At 63.2% G+C, this 16,159-nt stretch carries 16 protein-coding genes; 2 read left to right on the forward strand and 14 right to left on the reverse strand.

Features of this window, described 5'->3' with window-relative positions:
* The first annotated feature begins 36 nt into the window (after positions 1-36).
* On the forward strand, positions 37-1,416 hold the full coding sequence (locus M511_RS04410; protein ID WP_010394011.1) for a glutamate--cysteine ligase: 1,380 nt from the start codon (positions 37-39) through the stop codon (positions 1,414-1,416).
* 66 nt (positions 1,417-1,482) lie between these two features.
* On the opposite strand, the gene M511_RS04415 is transcribed toward M511_RS04410, so the two are convergent.
* From M511_RS04415 to M511_RS04440, 6 genes are all read right to left on the reverse strand, one after another.
* The gene (locus tag M511_RS04415) at positions 1,483-1,896 is read right to left on the reverse strand and encodes a DUF2852 domain-containing protein (RefSeq protein WP_010394014.1); all 414 of its coding nucleotides are present in this window, start codon (positions 1,894-1,896) and stop codon (positions 1,483-1,485) included.
* 86 nt (positions 1,897-1,982) lie between these two features.
* Complete coding sequence (locus tag M511_RS04420; RefSeq protein ID WP_010394016.1) at positions 1,983-2,594, reverse strand: TetR/AcrR family transcriptional regulator; 612 nt, start codon at positions 2,592-2,594, stop codon at positions 1,983-1,985.
* Positions 2,595-2,603: 9 nt separating this feature from the next.
* Positions 2,604-2,894: an HPr family phosphocarrier protein gene (locus M511_RS04425; protein ID WP_010394018.1), complete on the reverse strand. Its 291-nt coding sequence runs from the start codon at positions 2,892-2,894 to the stop codon at positions 2,604-2,606.
* Positions 2,891-3,316, reverse strand: a complete 426-nt coding sequence (locus tag M511_RS04430) for a PTS sugar transporter subunit IIA (protein WP_029371582.1) — start codon at positions 3,314-3,316, stop codon at positions 2,891-2,893. The genes M511_RS04425 and M511_RS04430 overlap by 4 nt, the downstream gene beginning before the upstream one ends.
* Before the next feature lie 22 nt (positions 3,317-3,338).
* Complete coding sequence (gene rapZ, locus M511_RS04435; protein WP_085501463.1) at positions 3,339-4,298, reverse strand: RNase adapter RapZ; 960 nt, start codon at positions 4,296-4,298, stop codon at positions 3,339-3,341.
* Between the two features lie 10 nt (positions 4,299-4,308).
* Positions 4,309-4,737: an HPr kinase/phosphorylase gene (locus M511_RS04440; protein ID WP_085501464.1), complete on the reverse strand. Its 429-nt coding sequence runs from the start codon at positions 4,735-4,737 to the stop codon at positions 4,309-4,311.
* Between the two features lie 228 nt (positions 4,738-4,965).
* Here M511_RS04440 and M511_RS04445 point away from each other — a divergent pair, with 228 nt between their 5' ends.
* A complete protein-coding gene (locus M511_RS04445; protein WP_010394022.1) occupies positions 4,966-6,564 on the forward strand; it encodes a phosphoenolpyruvate carboxykinase in 1,599 nt (532 codons plus the stop codon).
* Positions 6,565-6,658: 94 nt separating this feature from the next.
* Here the strand turns inward: M511_RS04445 and rnr are convergent, their stop codons facing one another.
* The 8 genes from rnr to purS all read right to left on the reverse strand — a co-directional run bounded on the left by rnr (position 6,659) and on the right by purS (position 16,154).
* Positions 6,659-8,923, reverse strand: coding sequence for a ribonuclease R (rnr, locus tag M511_RS04450; protein ID WP_085501465.1), 2,265 nt, complete (start codon positions 8,921-8,923; stop codon positions 6,659-6,661).
* A 60-nt stretch (positions 8,924-8,983) separates the two neighbouring features.
* On the reverse strand, positions 8,984-9,202 hold the full coding sequence (locus M511_RS04455) for a formate dehydrogenase subunit delta (protein ID WP_010394025.1): 219 nt from the start codon (positions 9,200-9,202) through the stop codon (positions 8,984-8,986).
* Entirely contained in the window at positions 9,199-10,008 is an 810-nt protein-coding gene (gene fdhD / locus M511_RS04460; RefSeq protein ID WP_085501466.1) for a formate dehydrogenase accessory sulfurtransferase FdhD, read from the reverse strand. The genes M511_RS04455 and fdhD overlap by 4 nt, the downstream gene beginning before the upstream one ends.
* A gap of 16 nt (positions 10,009-10,024) precedes the next feature.
* Positions 10,025-12,904 (reverse strand): formate dehydrogenase subunit alpha, encoded by a 2,880-nt coding sequence (gene fdhF / locus M511_RS04465; protein WP_085501467.1) that lies wholly within the window; start codon positions 12,902-12,904, stop codon positions 10,025-10,027.
* Positions 12,901-14,427, reverse strand: coding sequence for a formate dehydrogenase beta subunit (locus tag M511_RS04470; RefSeq protein WP_085501468.1), 1,527 nt, complete (start codon positions 14,425-14,427; stop codon positions 12,901-12,903). The genes fdhF and M511_RS04470 overlap by 4 nt, the downstream gene beginning before the upstream one ends.
* Positions 14,424-14,903: a formate dehydrogenase subunit gamma gene (locus M511_RS04475; protein WP_010394031.1), complete on the reverse strand. Its 480-nt coding sequence runs from the start codon at positions 14,901-14,903 to the stop codon at positions 14,424-14,426. Before M511_RS04475 ends, M511_RS04470 begins: the two co-directional genes overlap by 4 nt.
* A gap of 75 nt (positions 14,904-14,978) precedes the next feature.
* Positions 14,979-15,851 carry a LysR family transcriptional regulator gene (locus tag M511_RS04480; protein ID WP_010394032.1) on the reverse strand — a complete coding sequence of 291 codons (873 nt, stop codon included), beginning with the start codon at positions 15,849-15,851 and terminating at the stop codon, positions 14,979-14,981.
* 63 nt (positions 15,852-15,914) lie between these two features.
* Positions 15,915-16,154: a phosphoribosylformylglycinamidine synthase subunit PurS gene (purS, locus tag M511_RS04485; RefSeq protein ID WP_010394034.1), complete on the reverse strand. Its 240-nt coding sequence runs from the start codon at positions 16,152-16,154 to the stop codon at positions 15,915-15,917.
* Between the last annotated feature and the right edge of the window lie 5 nt (positions 16,155-16,159).

Below are 16,159 nucleotides of genomic sequence, written 5' to 3' on the forward strand. Positions count from 1 at the left end.
CACCTGTGACACGCAAAGGCAAACGAGAGGCCACCGATGTCCATTCCCCAACAGGGCGGCGGCCCGATCGAACACACCGCACAATTGGCCGAATATATCGCCTCGGGTGAAAAGCCGCGCGAGAAATGGCGCATCGGCACCGAGCATGAAAAATTCGGCTACCGCCATTCCGACCATATGCCCCTGCCCTATGAGGCCCCGGCAGGACAACCCTCTGTCAAAGCCATGCTGGAGGGGTTGCAGGCGCGCTTTGGCTGGACCCCGGTACTTGAGGCGGACAACATCATCGGGCTGGAGCGTAACGGCGCCAATATCAGCCTGGAACCGGGCGGGCAGCTTGAGCTGTCGGGCGCGCCCCTGGAAACCATTCACCAGACCTGTGACGAGGTGAACCAGCACCTGGCCGAGGTCAAAAGCGTCGCCGACGATCTGGGCGCGGGCTTTATTGGTCTGGGCACAGCCCCGATCTGGTCCCAGGAACAGATGCCGATGATGCCCAAGGGCCGCTACCGGCTGATGACCGACTATATGGGACGGGTCGGGACGCTTGGTACGCAGATGATGTATCGCACCTGCACCGTGCAGGTGAACCTCGACTTCGCGTCCGAGGCCGATATGGTGCAGAAACTGCGTGTGGCGCTGGCGCTGCAACCCGTCGCCAATGCGCTTTTCGCCAATTCGCCTTTCCTCGACGGCAAGCCGAACGGCTGGAAAAGCTGGCGTGCGCATATCTGGCAAAACCTGGATGATGCCCGCACCGGGCTTTTGCCCTTCGTTTTTGAGGACGGGTTCGGCTATGAACGCTGGGTCGATTACGTTCTGGATGTGCCGATGTATTTCGTCTATCGCGACGGCAAGTATATCGACGCGCTGGGGCAGAGCTTCCGCGACTTTTTGCAAGGCCGTCTGCCAGCACTGCCGGGCGAGATCCCGACGCTGTCGGATTGGGCCGACCACCTGACCACCGTCTTTCCCGAAGCCCGGGTCAAGAAGTTCATCGAGATGCGCGGCGCCGATGGCGGTCCGTGGCGGCGGCTTTGCGCCCTGCCCGCACTATGGGTTGGGCTGATCTATGACCAGACGGCACTGGACGCGGCCTGGGATCTGGTCAAGGGCTGGGATCATGAAACGCGCGAGGCATGGCGGCGCGGCGCGGGCGTTCACGCGCTTGATGCCGAGGTGAACGGCACCCGGATGCGCGATCTTGCCCGCGAGGTGCTGAACATCGCCGAAGCAGGGCTTAAGGCGCGGGCACGGGCCGGTTCGGGCGGGCTGGTGCCGGATGAGACGCATTTCCTTAACACGCTCAAGGAAAGCGTCGAGAACGGCAAGGTCCAGGCCGATGAGCTGCTTGAGAAATATCACGGCGAATGGGCGGGCGATCTGAACCGCATCTACGCCGAATATTCCTACTGAGCCGATCTTCGTAAAAAAGAAGGGGCCGGGGTTTTCCCGGCCCTTTTGCATTGCTTGACCGTCGCCTCAGGCCTGCGGCTCACGCGGCTCGTTGCGGTTTTGCATGAACTGGTCGAACTCGGCCTTGTCCTTGGCCTCGCGCAGCTTCTGCAGAAAGTCCAGAAACTCGCGGTGTTCGTCCTCAAGCCGCTTCAGCGTTTCCTCGCGATAGGCGTCAAAGGCGCTATTGCCGGTCGGCGCAGAGAAACCGTGACGATAGCTGCGGGCAGAGTGGTGGCGATGGCGGCAGGAAAACATCCGTTTGCTCCAGATCATGTAACCCAGGATAGCCAGGCCCAGGGGCCAGCAGGCGACAAAGGCCAGGATCATTGCAGCGATCCAGGCGCCCTTTCCGCGCTCGTCCAGCCAGTCCCGGACGCCGGCGAGCACTGCCCCTATCCGGTCGAAGACAGAAGGGCGCGGGGCTATGTAGGTGTTCATTGCGGTCCCTTTCCAATGTAAATGTTAATTACATTTACATAGATGGCGCGCAACGAGCCCCGGTCAAGACTTTCGGCTAATTTTTTTCACTCAGGGATGACGCCCAGACCGCGCAGATAGATCAGCGCCCCGCTTTCCAGCATATCCGCAGGCGCAACGGGCGAACGTGAGCCGGGCTTGCCCCGGCCAAACAGCTCGACCACGCCGTGGCTCAGCGCCCAGATATGATCGGCGACCATGCCGGGCGGTGGGCGGCGACCCTCGGGCAGCTGACGAAACAAAACCTCGGCACCACGCACCAGCATCCCACGCGCACGCTCGGACGCCTGCGCCAGTCCGGCATTACCCGCAATCGAGATACCGGATTCGAACATGGCGATGTAAAAGCCGCGCCTTTCAGCGGCAAAGCTCAGATAGGCCTGCCCCATGCGCAGAAAGGCGGTCAGCGGAGTCGGCCTGCCATTATCGAAAGCATCGTCCAGACGTTCCGAGAACTCATCGAACCCTTGCCGCGCAACCTCTTCCAGCAATTCGTCACGGCCAGAGAAATGGCGATAGGGCGCGGCGGCACTGACACCGGCCAGACGCGCAGCTTCGGCCAGAGTAAAGGCCTGCGGGCCCTTCTCTTCGATCAGCTGTACCGTGGCCTCGACAAGGGCCTGACGCAGATTGCCGTGATGGTAGGACGCGCGGGCCATGTCCGGCCCTTACATGCCTTCGCCGAAGTAATCCTCGACAAGGGCGGTCAGCGCATCGGCAAGCTCTTTCGCCTGTGCGCCGGTTGTCGTGACGCGAATGGCACTGCCGCGCGGAGCGGCCAGCATCAAAAGGCCCATGATCGAATCGCCTGCAACCGACATCCCGTCTTTTTCGACGGTCGCCCGTGCATCAAAACGCTCAACCGTCTCGACGAATTTTGCGCTGGCCCTGGCGTGAAGGCCCTTTTCGTTGATGATCGCCAGTTCGCGGGTAATCGCCCCGTTGGTCATATCATTCATGAAAAGGCACGTTTCGGGATGGGCAGCACATCGGCGGGCACGACGTCATAGCTGTTGATATACTTGCGGCCCGCATCCTTGGCCAGCGACACCGCATCGGCGACCGGCAACTTGCGCGACTTGGCCAGCTTGACCAGCATGGGCAGATTGGCCCCATAAAGAATGGCCCGGTTGCGCGCCGCACAAGCCATCAGCGACAGGTTCGAAGGCGAGCCGCCGAACAGGTCCGTCACCACGACCACGCCGTCGCCCGCATCCACCGCGTCGGCAGCGGCACATATTTCGGCCTGCTTTTCGCCACGGTCATGGTTTTCCTCGATCGCCACGGCCCTGATTCCGGTCTGGGGCCCCACAACATGTTCGACCGCCGAGAGATATTCCCGGGCCAGGCCCCCATGCGCCACGATGACAATCCCTATCAATTCGCCTCACCACGCACAGCCGTCAACCCTGCGCCCGGGCCGTGCGAGAGGCCAAAACCTGGCCATCATCCCAAGGTGCCGGCGCCTTTTCACGGCGTTCAAGTTCCCGATGTCTAATTGACACCTGCCAGCCTGCTTTCGCAAGCGCATCTGCCATTTTTTCCGCCATTGTGACAGAACGGTGTCGCCCCCCTGTGCAACCAAAGCCGATTGCCAGATGGGCTTTACCTTCCTCAAGATGGGCAGGCAGGGTAAAAAGTGCAAGATCACGGACGCGACGGAAGAATTCGTCGAATCGCGGATCGGCCATCACATAGTCCTGAACAGGCGCATCACGCCCGTCCAGAGGTCGCAATTCCGGCTTCCAATGCGGGTTCGACAGAAAGCGACAGTCAAACATCATGTCGACGCCGCGCGGCACGCCCCGCTTGTAAGAAAATGACTGGACCGAGACGGTCAGCCTGCGTCCCGGCTCGGTCTCGAACCAGCGCGACAGCTCGGCCTTGAGATCATGCGGCGACAGCTCTGATGTATCGACCAGCACATCGGCGCGCGCCCGGATCGGGGCAAGCATGTCACGTTCAGCCACAATCGCTTCCAGCGGCGAGCCCTCAAGCCGCAGCGGATGGCGGCGGCGGGTCTCATTAAAGCGGCGCAGAAGCTGTTCGGTCGAACAGTCCAGAAACAGTACTTCGGGCGCATATTCGGGCAGCCGGGTCAGCCGGTCGATCAACTCGATAAGGTTTGAGACCGAAAAATCGCGGTTGCGCACATCCAGCCCCAGCGCCAGGGGCACAGGCCGCGCCGGGCCATCCAGCAGCCGGGGCACCAGCGACAGCGGCAGGTTGTCGATGGCCTCGTAGCCCAGATCCTCAAGCACGTTGATCGCGGTCGAGCGCCCGGCACCCGACGGGCCGGTGATCAGTACCAGCCGCTGCGCTTCTTCTTCATGGGTCTCGGTGGGGCTGTTGGCCTCCGGCATCGCTTGGCTCTTACCTCCCGTGCATATCCGTATCGGCCCTGCCGGCGATAAGATATTGCAGCAGCATCGGCGCAAGATGGACCTGCCCCGCGCCAAGGACAAGAGGCAAGCGGCAATCCATCAGCTCAATGTGGCGATCGGGCGGCAGGCGGTCGGGCTCGGGCCGCTCAAGATCCACCGCCAGTGCCAGTTCGACCGGGCCATGGGCCTGCGCATTCAGGATACCGACCCCGCGCGCCTCGATCCGGCCACGAATCGAATCGGGGGCATCGGCGATGATCCGGCCCTGCCGGACGTTCAGAATGGTGCGGTCATCGGCAACCAGCGCCGCGCCAAATGCCATCAACTCAAGCGCGAGCGTCGATTTTCCAGACCCCGAGGGGCCAAGGATCAGCAGCCCCCTGCCGGAATGGGCGATGCAGGACGCATGCAGGATCATCGCAGGCACCTCATTCGTCGGGGGCGAATCACCCCGGTTTTCGCGCGTGGACGGCTTGGCTTTGTGACGTTTTCTTATGGACAACTCTACGGCCGGGCAAATGATTGCGCTAACCTTTCCTGATTGCGCTAACCCTGTCCATAACTGCACTTTCGCCGGGGAAATGCCGTGTTATAGGACGCGCAACGGCCGGTTGCCGGCCCGGAATTAAGCAGGAGCACAGGTGCCATGACCGAACCGCGCGTCAATCCGAATTGCCGTCTCGAAGACCAGGGAATCACGGGGCTCGGCAAAGTCCACTACAACCTGCTCGAACCGGCGCTGATCGAAGCTGCGATCCAGCACGGCGAAGGCAGGCTGGGTCTGGGCGGCACGTTCCTTGTCTCGACCGGCGCCCATACAGGCCGCTCGCCCAAGGACAAACATGTCGTGCGCACCCCTTCGGTCGAAAACACCATCTGGTGGGAAAACAACCGCCCGATGGAGCCCGAGGCCTTTGACCGCCTGCATGCCGATATGCTTGAGCATATGAAGGGCAAGGAATACTACGTTCAGGACCTCTACGGCGGCGCGGATCCTGCCCTGCGCCTTGACGTGCGGGTCGTGACCGAACTGGCCTGGCACGGGCTTTTCATCCGCCATCTTCTGCGCCGCCCCGAACTGGCCGAGCTTGCAAGCTTTGTGCCCGAGTTCACCATCATCAACTGCCCCAGCTTCAAGGCGGATCCGGCGAAACACGGCTGCCGCTCGGAAACGGTGATCGCGCTGAACTTTGACAAGAAGCTGATCCTGATCGGCAACACCGCCTATGCCGGCGAAAACAAAAAGTCGGTCTTTACCCTGCTGAACTACATCCTGCCGGAAAAAGGCGTGATGCCGATGCATTGCTCGGCCAACCACGCGATCGGCAATCCCGATGACTCGGCCATCTTCTTCGGCCTGTCGGGCACCGGCAAGACCACGCTGTCGGCCGATCCTTCGCGCACGCTGATCGGCGATGACGAGCACGGCTGGTCCGACCACGGCATCTTTAACTTCGAGGGCGGCTGCTACGCCAAGACGATCAACCTGTCGGCCGAGGCCGAGCCCGAGATCTATGCCACCTGCTCGAAATTCGGCACCGTGATCGAAAACATGGTCTTTGATCCGGACACGCTGGAGTTGGACTTCGAGGATAACTCGATCACCGACAACATGCGCTGCGCCTATCCGCTGGACTATATCTCGAACGCCTCGGCAAGCTCGCTGGGTGGTCAGCCCAGGAACGTGATCATGCTGACCTGCGACGCCTATGGCGTGCTGCCGCCGATCGCGCGGCTGACCCCGGCGCAGGCGATGTATCACTTCCTGTCGGGCTTCACCTCCAAGACCCCGGGCACCGAGGTCGGTGTGACCGAACCGACCCCGACCTTCTCGACCTGCTTCGGCGCGCCCTTCATGCCGCGCCGCCCCGAGGTCTATGGCAAGCTGCTGCAGGAAAAAATCGCCAAGACCGGCGCAACCTGCTGGCTGGTCAACACCGGCTGGACCGGCGGCGCTTTCGGCACCGGCAAGCGCATGCCGATCAAGGCTACCCGTGCCCTGCTGACCGCTGCGCTGGACGGTTCGCTGAACAATGCCGAATTCCGCAAGGACCCGAATTTCGGCTTCGAAGTTCCGGTCTCGGTCCCGGGCGTCGAGGACAAGTTGCTTGATCCGCGCCAGACCTGGACCGATCCTGCGGCCTATGATGCCCAGGCACGCAAACTGGTCAGCATGTTCAGCGACAACTTTGCCCAATACGCCGACAAGATCGACGACGACGTTCGCGCCGCCGCCATCGGCTGAACACTGACGGCGAAAGTCTGACAGGGAAAACAACAAGGGGCGGTCCACCGGGCCGCCCCATTCATTATCAGATCGCTGCGAGGTCTGGCGCGTTTCAGCGCTGGCGGCGGACGCGGCGGCGTTTTTGCGCGCGCTTGATTTCAGCCAGCCGGGCCTGGGTCGCACGCTTGCGCATCGGCCCTTTGCATGCGCCGCGACGGCCGCTCTGCGGCAGCGGCCGACCCTCGACCTCCAGCAACTCAAGCATCAGACCGCCGGTCACCGGCACCGCCTCGGAAAGCCGGACGGTGACCCGCTGACCAATACCGATCTCCAGCCCCGTCTCTGACCCCATGAGCACCTGCGCATCGGGGTCATAATGGAAATACTCTCGCCCGATCTCGCGGATCGGCAAAAGCCCGTCCGCCCCGGTTTCGTCCAGCCGTACGAAAGCGCCGAACCGCTGCACGCCACTGACCCGACCGGTAAACTCGGCCCCCACCCGATCAGCCAGATAGGCCGCAAGATAGCGGTCAGTTGTGTCCCGCTCGGCCGCCATCGAGCGGCGCTCGGTTTCCGAGATATGTTGCGCTGTCTCGGACAGTCGCTCGATATCCTGCGGCGACAGCCCGTCAGCGCCCCATTTATGGCCGGTGATCAGTGCGCGATGCACGATCAGGTCCGAATAGCGACGGATGGGAGAGGTGAAATGCGCATAGGATCGCAGCGCCAGTCCAAAGTGACCAAAATTCTCGGGGTGGTAATAGGCCTGCTGCATGGAACGCAGCGCAGTCATATTGATCAGCTCATCGAACTCTGATCCCTCGGCCTGTTCCAGCAGCCGGTTCAGATGCCGGGTCTGCAGGACCTGTCCACGTGCAAGGGTAAAGCCCGAAGCCTCGGCCACCTCGCGCAGCGCATCAAGCTTTTCCACCGTCGGCTCTTCGTGCACGCGATAAAGCAGCGGACGGCGCAGACGCTCAAGCTCTTCGGCGGCGGCGACATTGGCCAGCACCATGAATTCCTCGATCAGCCGGTGCGCGTCAAAACGTTCGCGGAAGTTGACCGATTTGACACGCCCGTCAGCAGTCAGCTCGATCCGACGCTCGGGCAGGTCAAGTTCCAGCGGCTGGCGACGCTCACGCGCGGCCTTCAGCAGCGCATAGGCAGCCCAAAGCGGGCGGATCACACTGTCGATCAGCGGGCCGGTCTGCTCATCAGGGTTGCCGTCCGCCGCTGCCTGCGCCTGCTCATAGCTAAGGCTCGCGGCCGAACGGATCATGCCGCGATGAAAACTGTGGCTGACCTTGTTGCCCTGCGCATCCAGCCGCATACGCACGGCGATCACCGGCCGGTCAATGCCTTCATGCAGCGAACAAAGATCCCCTGAAAGGACGTCGGGCAGCATCGGCACCACCCGGTCAGGGAAATAGGTCGAGTTGCCGCGCAGCCGTGCCTCACGATCAAGGGCCGAGCCGGGGCGGACGTAATGCGCCACATCGGCGATGCCGACCCAGATTGTCGCACCGCCGTCCTCATGCGTCTCGGCCATGACGGCATCGTCATGGTCGCGGGCATCAACGGGATCAATGGTGACAAATGGCAAATGGCGCAGATCCTCGCGTGACTTCATGGTCGCGGGGCTGGCGGCATCCGCCTCGGCGATCACGTCGTCGGGGAAATCATCGGGAATGCCGTGCTGATGGATGGCGATCAGGCTGACCGCCCTGGGCGCCGAAGGGTCGCCCAGCCGTTCGACGATGCGTGCCATGGGCAGGCCAAGACGGCCGCGCGGGCCGACCTGTTCGGCCTCGACCAGTTCGCCGCTTTGCGCACCATGGGCGTCGCCGGGGCGCACCTGCCATTCCTTATCCTGCCCCTTGTCGATGGGCAGAATACGCCCCCCCGCCTCGGGACCGCCCGCCGAGGCGCGAAAGATGCCGACGATGCGGTGCTGGACCGTGCCGATGCGGCGGATCAGCCGGGCCTGATAATCATGATCCTCGCCCCGGGTCTCGATCAGCCGGGCTAGGATGCGTTCACCCGGCGCGACCGCCGGGTCGGATTTAAGAGCTGCGTACAGGATGCGCGGCATCGGCCCCTCACCCTGCCACTCCAGCGGCCTGGCAAAGATGTCGCCATCGCGATCAGGCGGCAAAAGCTGCACCACCGTCACCGGAGGCAGACGCTCGGCATCATGGTAATGGCGGCGGCGGCGTTCTAGCAGACCGTCGGCCTCAAGCTCTTTCAGAATACGCTTGAGCTCGATCCGCGCCGCCCCCTTTATCCCAAAAGCCTTGGCGATATCGCGCTTGGCGGTGGCGTCCGGGTGGGCGGACACCCAGTCGAGAATCTCTTGCCGGGAAGGTAGCTGTGCCATGCCGTCACGCTATCACGCCGAAAGCTTGGGCGGCAGAGGCAAAAAGCGCACCTGCACCGATCAGATGCGAATGAGATCCGCCGCCTCGCGCACCACCGGATCGGCCTCGGCACCGGCACGGATCTGTTCGACAAAGTCCTGACGCATGCGGGGCGACCAGGAATCGTTGATATGGGCGGCGACAGCCTCAGGCGCGGGGCGATCAGGCTGGCTGCGAAAGAAATCTGCCATCTGGGTCGCCATGCGGATCAGCTTGTTATGGGTCATGGTCTCGGTCATCTCAAACCTGAACTTCCGGCGATACGCCAGGGGTGGGTGTAAAGATCAAAACTGTCCTGCCGCGAGCGTGCGATCAGCGTGATGCCCGCGCGTTCAGCCCAGTCAAGCGCAAGCGCGGTCGGGGCGCTTGCACCGATTAAAACGGGCGCACCGATACGGGCAGCCTTTTGCACCAGATCGACCGACAGGCGCGAGGACATGACAATCGCACCCTGCCCCGCCGCCTGTCCCGCAACGGCAAGGGCACCGGCCAGCTTGTCCAGCGCATTGTGACGGCCAACATCTTCGCGGGTGATGGCGCGGGCACCATCCCAAAAGGCCGCGCCATGAATCGCCGGGGTCTGGCGGCGCAGGATCTGCCCTTCGGTCAGCGCGGCCATGGCCTCTGCCACCTGTTCGGGCGGCATAGACCAGTCCGAACTGACGGGCACGATCTCGGGCAAAGCTGCCTCGATACTGTCCACGCCGCACAGCCCGCAACCAACCGGGCCAATCATGCTGCGCCGACGCTCGGCCAGTCGTGCTGACAGGCCGGGACGCAGCCACAGCCGTGCCTCGCATGCGGGAAAGCCGCGGGCCGGGGCCTCGGCTTCGTCAAACCCCTCGACATCCTCGGGCGAGGCGATCAGCCCCTCGGTCAGCGCAAACCCCAAAGCAAAGTCGCGCAGGTCATGCGGCGTCGCCATCAGCACCGCCTGACTCATGCCGTCGATGACAATGGCGACGGGGCATTCCTGCGGCGCCGGGGGCGGTGCGGCCTGATGCCAGCCGCCCTGCCAGCGCAAAACCCCGTTCACGTCCCGCATCCGGTCCGGAACCTTGTCATTCCGCTGCGGTGGGCAGGATACGACGCGCGAGTTCGGAATGGTGACGATACTCCTCTTGCCACTCCGACGGGCCGTTCGAGGGACTGACCTGCACGGCGGTCACCTTGAACTCGGGACAGTTGGTGGCCCAGTCGGAATTGTCCGTAGTCACCACATTGGCCTGAGTCGTCGGGTGATGGAAGGTGGTATAAACCACCCCCGGCGCCACCCGCTCGGTGATATGGGCCCTTAGCGTCGTCTCGCCCGAGCGTGAGGCCACCCGCACCCAATCGCCTTCGCGAATACCGCGGTTTTCGGCGTCCGAGGGGTGGATCTCCAGCAGATCCTCGGCGTGCCAGACCACGTTTTCTGTACGCCGTGTCTGCGCGCCGACGTTGTACTGCGACAGAATGCGCCCGGTCGTCAGCAACAGCGGGAAACGCGCACCGGTCCGCTCTTCGGTCGCGATATACTCGGTATGGACGAACTTGCCCTTACCGCGCACGAAACCGTCGATATGCATCAGCGGCGTGCCCAGCGGGGCATTTTCGTTGCACGGCCATTGCACCGAACCAACCCGGTCAAGCAGGTCATAGGTCACGCCCGAGAAGCTGGGCGTGGTCAGCGCGATCTCGGCCATGATCTCGCGCGGGTGGGTATAGGACCAGTTCGCGCCCATCCGGTTCGCAAGCAACTGGGTGACTTCCCAGTCCTCGTATCCGTTGCGCGGCGTCATGGCGCGGCGAACCATGTTGATGCGCCGTTCGGCATTGGTGAAGGTGCCGTTCTTTTCAAGGAAGCTCGAACCCGGCAGGAAGACATGGGCGTAGTTCGAGGTCTCGTTCAGGAAAAGATCCTGCACGATGACGATATCCATCGCCTTCAGCGCCGAGGTGACGTGGTGGGTGTCGGGGTCCGATTGGACGATATCCTCGCCCTGGCAGTAAAGACCACGGAAACGGCCGGCCAGCGCCTCATCAAACATGTTGGGGATGCGCAGGCCCGGTTCAGGCGACAGCTCGACCCCCCAGACACGTTCATAAATCGCCCGCGCCTCGGGGTCCGAGACATGGCGATAGCCCGGATATTCATGCGGGAAGCTGCCCATGTCGCAAGAGCCCTGCACGTTGTTCTGACCGCGCAGCGGGTTCACGCCGGTGCCGGGGCGACCGATGTTACCGGTCAGCATGGCAAGATTCGCAATCGCCATCACCGTGGTCGAGCCCTGCGAATGCTCGGTCACGCCAAGGCCGTAATAGATACTTGCCCGCGGCGCGGCGGCATAGGCACGGGCCGCCTTGCGGATCAGTTCGGCCGGGACTTTGGCCAGTTTCTCGACCTCTTCGGGCGCGTGGCGCGGGTCCCTGAGGAACTCGGCATAGGCCAGGAATTCATCCCAGTCGCAGCGCGTGCGGATAAAGCCCTCGTCATAAAGCCCCTCGGTCACGATCACATGCGCGATCGCGGTCAGGACGGCGACGTTGGTGCCCGGACGCAGCGGCAGGTGCAGCCCCTCGCCCATATGCGGGGTCTTGAGCAGGTCGATCTGACGCGGGTCAATTACGATCAGCCCCGCGCCCTGCCGCAGCCGCTTGCGCAGGCGCGAGGCAAAGACCGGGTGCCCGTCGGTCGGGTTCGCACCGATGATCAGTGCCAGATCGGTCTCTTCGACCGAGTCGAAATCATGCGTGCCCGCCGATGTGCCAAAAGTCGTCTTCAGCCCGTAGCCGGTCGGAGAATGACAGACCCGCGCGCAGGTATCGGTGTTGTTGTTAAGAAAGACGGCGCGCGCCAGTTTCTGCACCAGATAGGTTTCCTCATTGGTGCAGCGCGACGAGGTGATGACACCGATGGCGTCGCGTCCATGGTCCTGCTGGGCCTGGCGCAATCGGCTGGCGGCGAAATCCAGCGCCTCATCCCAGGTGACGACACGCCAGGGGTCGGTGATCCGTTCACGCACCATCGGCTGTGTCTGGCGTTCACGGTGGGTTGCATAGCCCCAGGCAAAGCGACCCTTGACGCAGCTATGGCCATGGTTGGCCTTGCCGTCCTTGCCTGGCACCATGCGCACGACCTCTTCGCCGCGCATATGGGCATCGAACGAGCAGCCGACCCCGCAATAGGCGCAGGTCGTCTTGACGATATGCTCGGGCGTTCCGATCTGGATGACGCTGTTTTCGATCAGGGTCGCAGTCGGGCAGACCTGCACACAGGCCCCGCAACTGACACAATCCGAAGACAGGAAACTGTCGGACCCCATCCCGGCCGAGACGCGGCTGTCAAAGCCCCGCCCCTCGATGGTCAGCGCAAAAGTACCCTGCACCTCTTCGCAGGCCCGGACGCAACGCGAACAGACGATGCATTTCGCCGGGTCGAAGGTGAAATAGGGGTTCGACTGATCCTTGGGCCGGTATTCGGGGTTCGGCCCCTCGGCATCGCGGCGGGCAAAATGGTTCTTGCCCGGCTCATAACGCACTTCGCGCAGACCGACGGCCCCGGCCATGTCCTGCAATTCGCAATCGCCATTAGCGGCACAGGTCAGACAGTCCAGCGGGTGATCGCTGATGTACAGCTCCATCACGCCTTTGCGGACGCGGGCGACATCATCTGTCTGGGTATGGACGACCATGCCCTCGGCCACCGGGGTGGTGCATGAGGCAGGCAGACCCCGCATCCCGTCGATCTGCACCACGCACAGCCGGCATGAGCCAAAGGCACTGACATGATCCGTCGCGCACAGTTTGGGGACCGAAATCCCAGCCACGGCAGCAGCGCGCATGACACTGGTACCCGCAGGAACGCTGACGGAAATGCCGTCCACGGTCAGGTTGACAGTGACATCGGATTTGACCGCCGGGGTACCCATGTCGCGGTCGGGAATGATAAAGTCCTTCATTCGGCGGCCTCCCTGCGGGGCTCGCGGCGCCCGCTGAAATCCTCGGGGAAATGGGTCAGCGCGGACATGACCGGAAAGGGCGCAAAGCCCCCCAGCGCGCAAAGCGATCCCCATTTCATCGTGTTGCAAAGATCGGTCAGGATCGCGATCCCCGTTTCATCGCCCTGGGCAATACGGTCGATCGTCTCGACCCCGCGGATCGAACCGATACGGCAGGGCGTGCACTTGCCACAGCTTTCGACGGCGCAGAACTCCATGGCAAAGCGCGCAAGCTTCAGCATATCGGCAGTGTCGTCAAAGACGGTGATGCCGGCGTGGCCAAGCAGCCCCTCTTTGCTCGCAAGCTCTTCATAGCCAAAGGGCAGATCGAAATTCCAATGCGGGATATATGAGCCAAGCGGTCCGCCGACCTGCGCCGCCTTGACCGGCCGGCCCGAGGCTGTGCCGCCGCCGATCTCTTCGATGATCCGGCGCAGGCTCATGCCAAAAGCGACCTCGAACAGCCCGCCATATCTGACGTTGCCAGCCAGCTGGACCGGGATCGTACCCTTTGAGCGACCGACGCCCAGCCGGGCATATTCCGCCGCACCATGGGTAAGGATCCACGGCACCGAGGCCAGCGAGATCACGTTGTTCACAACCGTCGGACGGCCAAGGAAACCTTCCAGCGCCGGAATCGGCGGCTTGGCACGGACGATGCCGCGCTTGCCCTCAAGGCTGTTGAGCAGGCTCGTTTCCTCGCCGCAGACATAGGCTCCGGCGCCGACGCGCACCTCCATGTCATAGGCATGGCCCGAGCCAAGGACAGACTGGCCCAGAATTCCCGCCTGCCGCGCCCGAACGATTGCAGCCTGCATCAGCCGGATCGCATCGGGATATTCGCTGCGGATATAGACATAGCCCTGAACCGCACCGACCGCGATGCCCGCGATCGTCATGCCCTCGATCAGGACCAGAGGATCGCCCTCCATCAGCATACGGTCGGCAAAACTGCCCGAATCGCCCTCATCCGCATTGCAGACGATGTATTTGCGAACGGCCTTGGCACCCGCCACAGTCTTCCATTTGATGCCGGTCGGGAAACCTGCACCACCACGGCCGCGCAGGCCGGATTCGGTGACCTCATCAACGATCTTTTCCGGACCGACGCTGATCGCGCGACGCAGACCTGCAAGGCCACCATGGGCCTCATACTCATCGACCGACAGAGGGTCGATGACGCCCACGCGGGCAAAGGTCAGCCGGGTCTGTGCCTTCATCCATGGCAGTTCCTCGACCGGCCCCAAGGCCAGCGGATGCTCGGAACCGGTGCGGATCGCCCCGGCAACCGAGGCGGCATCCTCCGGCATCACCGGACCATAGCCATAGCGCACCCCATCACGCTCGACCTCGACCAAAGGCTCAAGCCAGACCATTCCGCGGGTACCGTTGCGGGTGACGGTGAATTCGCGCGAAAGCGCCTCGGCGACTTCGTCAGCACCAAGAGCCCTTGCAGCAGCGTCGAGAGGAACCCAGACTCTCATGCCCCTGCCTCCGCCACCAGTTTCTGCACCTTGGCCAGATCGGCGCGGCCAAGCAGCCGGTCGCCCATCTGTGCCGACGGCGCACAGGCGCAAAGCCCAAGGCAGAACACCGGCTCAAGCGTCAGCCGCCCGTCGGGCGTCGTCTCATGCCAGTCAATCCCCAGCGCAGCACGGACCTCATCGGCCAAAGCCTCGGCCCCCATCGACTGGCAAGCCTCGGCCCGGCACAGGCGCAGGACATGCCGGCCATGCGGATGATCCCGGAAATCATGATAAAAGCTGACCACGCCATGCACCTCGGCACGGGTCATGCCCAAGGCCTCGGCGATGACCGGCTGCGCGGCCTCGGGGACATGGCCCCATTCGGCCTGAATGTCGTGCAGAATGGGCAGAAGCGGCCCCTCGCGGCCCTTATGGGCGGCGATGATCTCATCAAGGCGCAACAGGAAATCAGCGTCAATCGCTGGTACAGTCATGGCTGGGTCGTCCGGGCTCATCAATTTTGTCCAGACTAAAGCCCGACGATAGACAAAACAATCGTGATATACCGTCTATTGATCGAATGTATCTATTGATGCGGTAATACGAAGCAGCGCCTCGACCAGCGGCGGATGCGGCTCGCGGCTGGCAACCACCAGACCAACCATATGCCCTTCGCCAGTCAGGTCGCGGGCGCGCACGCCCTCGGGCAAGGGCAGGCCCCGTGCCAGCGCCCGGGGCAGGATCGCAGCCCAGTCCCCGGTCGCCACATGCGAAAGAATTGCCAGCATCGAGGTCGATTCGACCCGTGGCAGCGCATCCGCCCCCGCCTCGACCAGATGGCGGGTGACGATGCGACGGTTCTGCATGTCGGGCGTCAAAAGGCACAGCGGCCGCGTCGCCGCCTCGGCCCAGCCGACCGGACTGCCAAGTTCGCTGCGGTCAATCAGGCAGTAGGTCTCGCGATAAAGTGGCAGGCTTTGCACCCGGCCCAAAGGCTCACTGTCGAGGTAGGTCACACCGGCATCAAGTTCCAGCGCCTCGATCTGCTCGCGGATTTCGTCCGAACTGCGCGACAGGATCGAGACCCCGGCATTCGGGTGGCGGCGCAGGAATGGCCCGGTCAGCTCGGCGATACGCGGCATGGCAGTCGGGATGACGCCGATGCGCAGCCGGCCCGAGACGCCCTTGCGACTGGCCTCCATCTCGGCCTGCATGGCGCGGGCGTCGGCGACGATGCGGCGCGCCCAGCCAAGGACCCGTTCGCCTTCGGGCGTCAGACCCTGAAAGCGCGAGCCCCGGCGCACAAGCTGCACGCCCAGCTGTTCTTCAAGCGCGCGGATGGCGGATGACAGGGTCGGCTGGGTGATGCCCAGCGATTCGGCGGCGCGGCCAAAATGCTTTTCCCGCGCCAGCGCCATGAACATGGAGAGCTTGTCGATCACGAAAACCGCCCTCCCGGCTGCTGCCTGAACACCAAAGGCCGGAGCAACGCCCGGCCCGGCAGATCAGACGATTTCGACGGCGTATTTCTCGATCACCGTATTGGCCAACAGACCCTCGCACATGCGCGCGACCTCGGCCTTGGCTGCCTCGGCATCGGTGGCAGCCAGGTCCAGCTCGATCACCTTGCCCTGACGCACGCCCGAGACGCCCTGAAAACCAAGGCCGCCGAGGGCGTGGCGGATGGCCTCGCCCTGCGGATCCAGAACGCCATCCTTAAGCATGATGGTGACACGGGCTTTCATCGGCG

The sequence above is a fragment of the Paracoccus sp. J56 genome (genome assembly GCF_019633685.1).
GTDB lineage: Bacteria > Pseudomonadota > Alphaproteobacteria > Rhodobacterales > Rhodobacteraceae > Paracoccus > Paracoccus kondratievae.

Coding starts and splice junctions, on each gene's coding strand:
- M511_RS04410 (WP_010394011.1), top strand. CDS start 37: ATGTCCATTCCCCAACAGGGCGGCGGCCCGATCGAACACACCGCACAA.
- M511_RS04415 (WP_010394014.1), bottom strand. CDS start 1,896: ATGAACACCTACATAGCCCCGCGCCCTTCTGTCTTCGACCGGATAGGG.
- M511_RS04420 (WP_010394016.1), bottom strand. CDS start 2,594: ATGGCCCGCGCGTCCTACCATCACGGCAATCTGCGTCAGGCCCTTGTC.
- M511_RS04425 (WP_010394018.1), bottom strand. CDS start 2,894: ATGAATGATATGACCAACGGGGCGATTACCCGCGAACTGGCGATCATC.
- rapZ (WP_085501463.1), bottom strand. CDS start 4,298: ATGCCGGAGGCCAACAGCCCCACCGAGACCCATGAAGAAGAAGCGCAG.
- M511_RS04440 (WP_085501464.1), bottom strand. CDS start 4,737: ATGATCCTGCATGCGTCCTGCATCGCCCATTCCGGCAGGGGGCTGCTG.
- M511_RS04445 (WP_010394022.1), top strand. CDS start 4,966: ATGACCGAACCGCGCGTCAATCCGAATTGCCGTCTCGAAGACCAGGGA.
- rnr (WP_085501465.1), bottom strand. CDS start 8,923: ATGGCACAGCTACCTTCCCGGCAAGAGATTCTCGACTGGGTGTCCGCC.
- M511_RS04455 (WP_010394025.1), bottom strand. CDS start 9,202: ATGACCGAGACCATGACCCATAACAAGCTGATCCGCATGGCGACCCAG.
- fdhD (WP_085501466.1), bottom strand. CDS start 10,008: ATGCGGGACGTGAACGGGGTTTTGCGCTGGCAGGGCGGCTGGCATCAG.
- fdhF (WP_085501467.1), bottom strand. CDS start 12,904: ATGAAGGACTTTATCATTCCCGACCGCGACATGGGTACCCCGGCGGTC.
- M511_RS04470 (WP_085501468.1), bottom strand. CDS start 14,427: ATGAGAGTCTGGGTTCCTCTCGACGCTGCTGCAAGGGCTCTTGGTGCT.
- M511_RS04475 (WP_010394031.1), bottom strand. CDS start 14,903: ATGACTGTACCAGCGATTGACGCTGATTTCCTGTTGCGCCTTGATGAG.
- purS (WP_010394034.1), bottom strand. CDS start 16,154: ATGAAAGCCCGTGTCACCATCATGCTTAAGGATGGCGTTCTGGATCCG.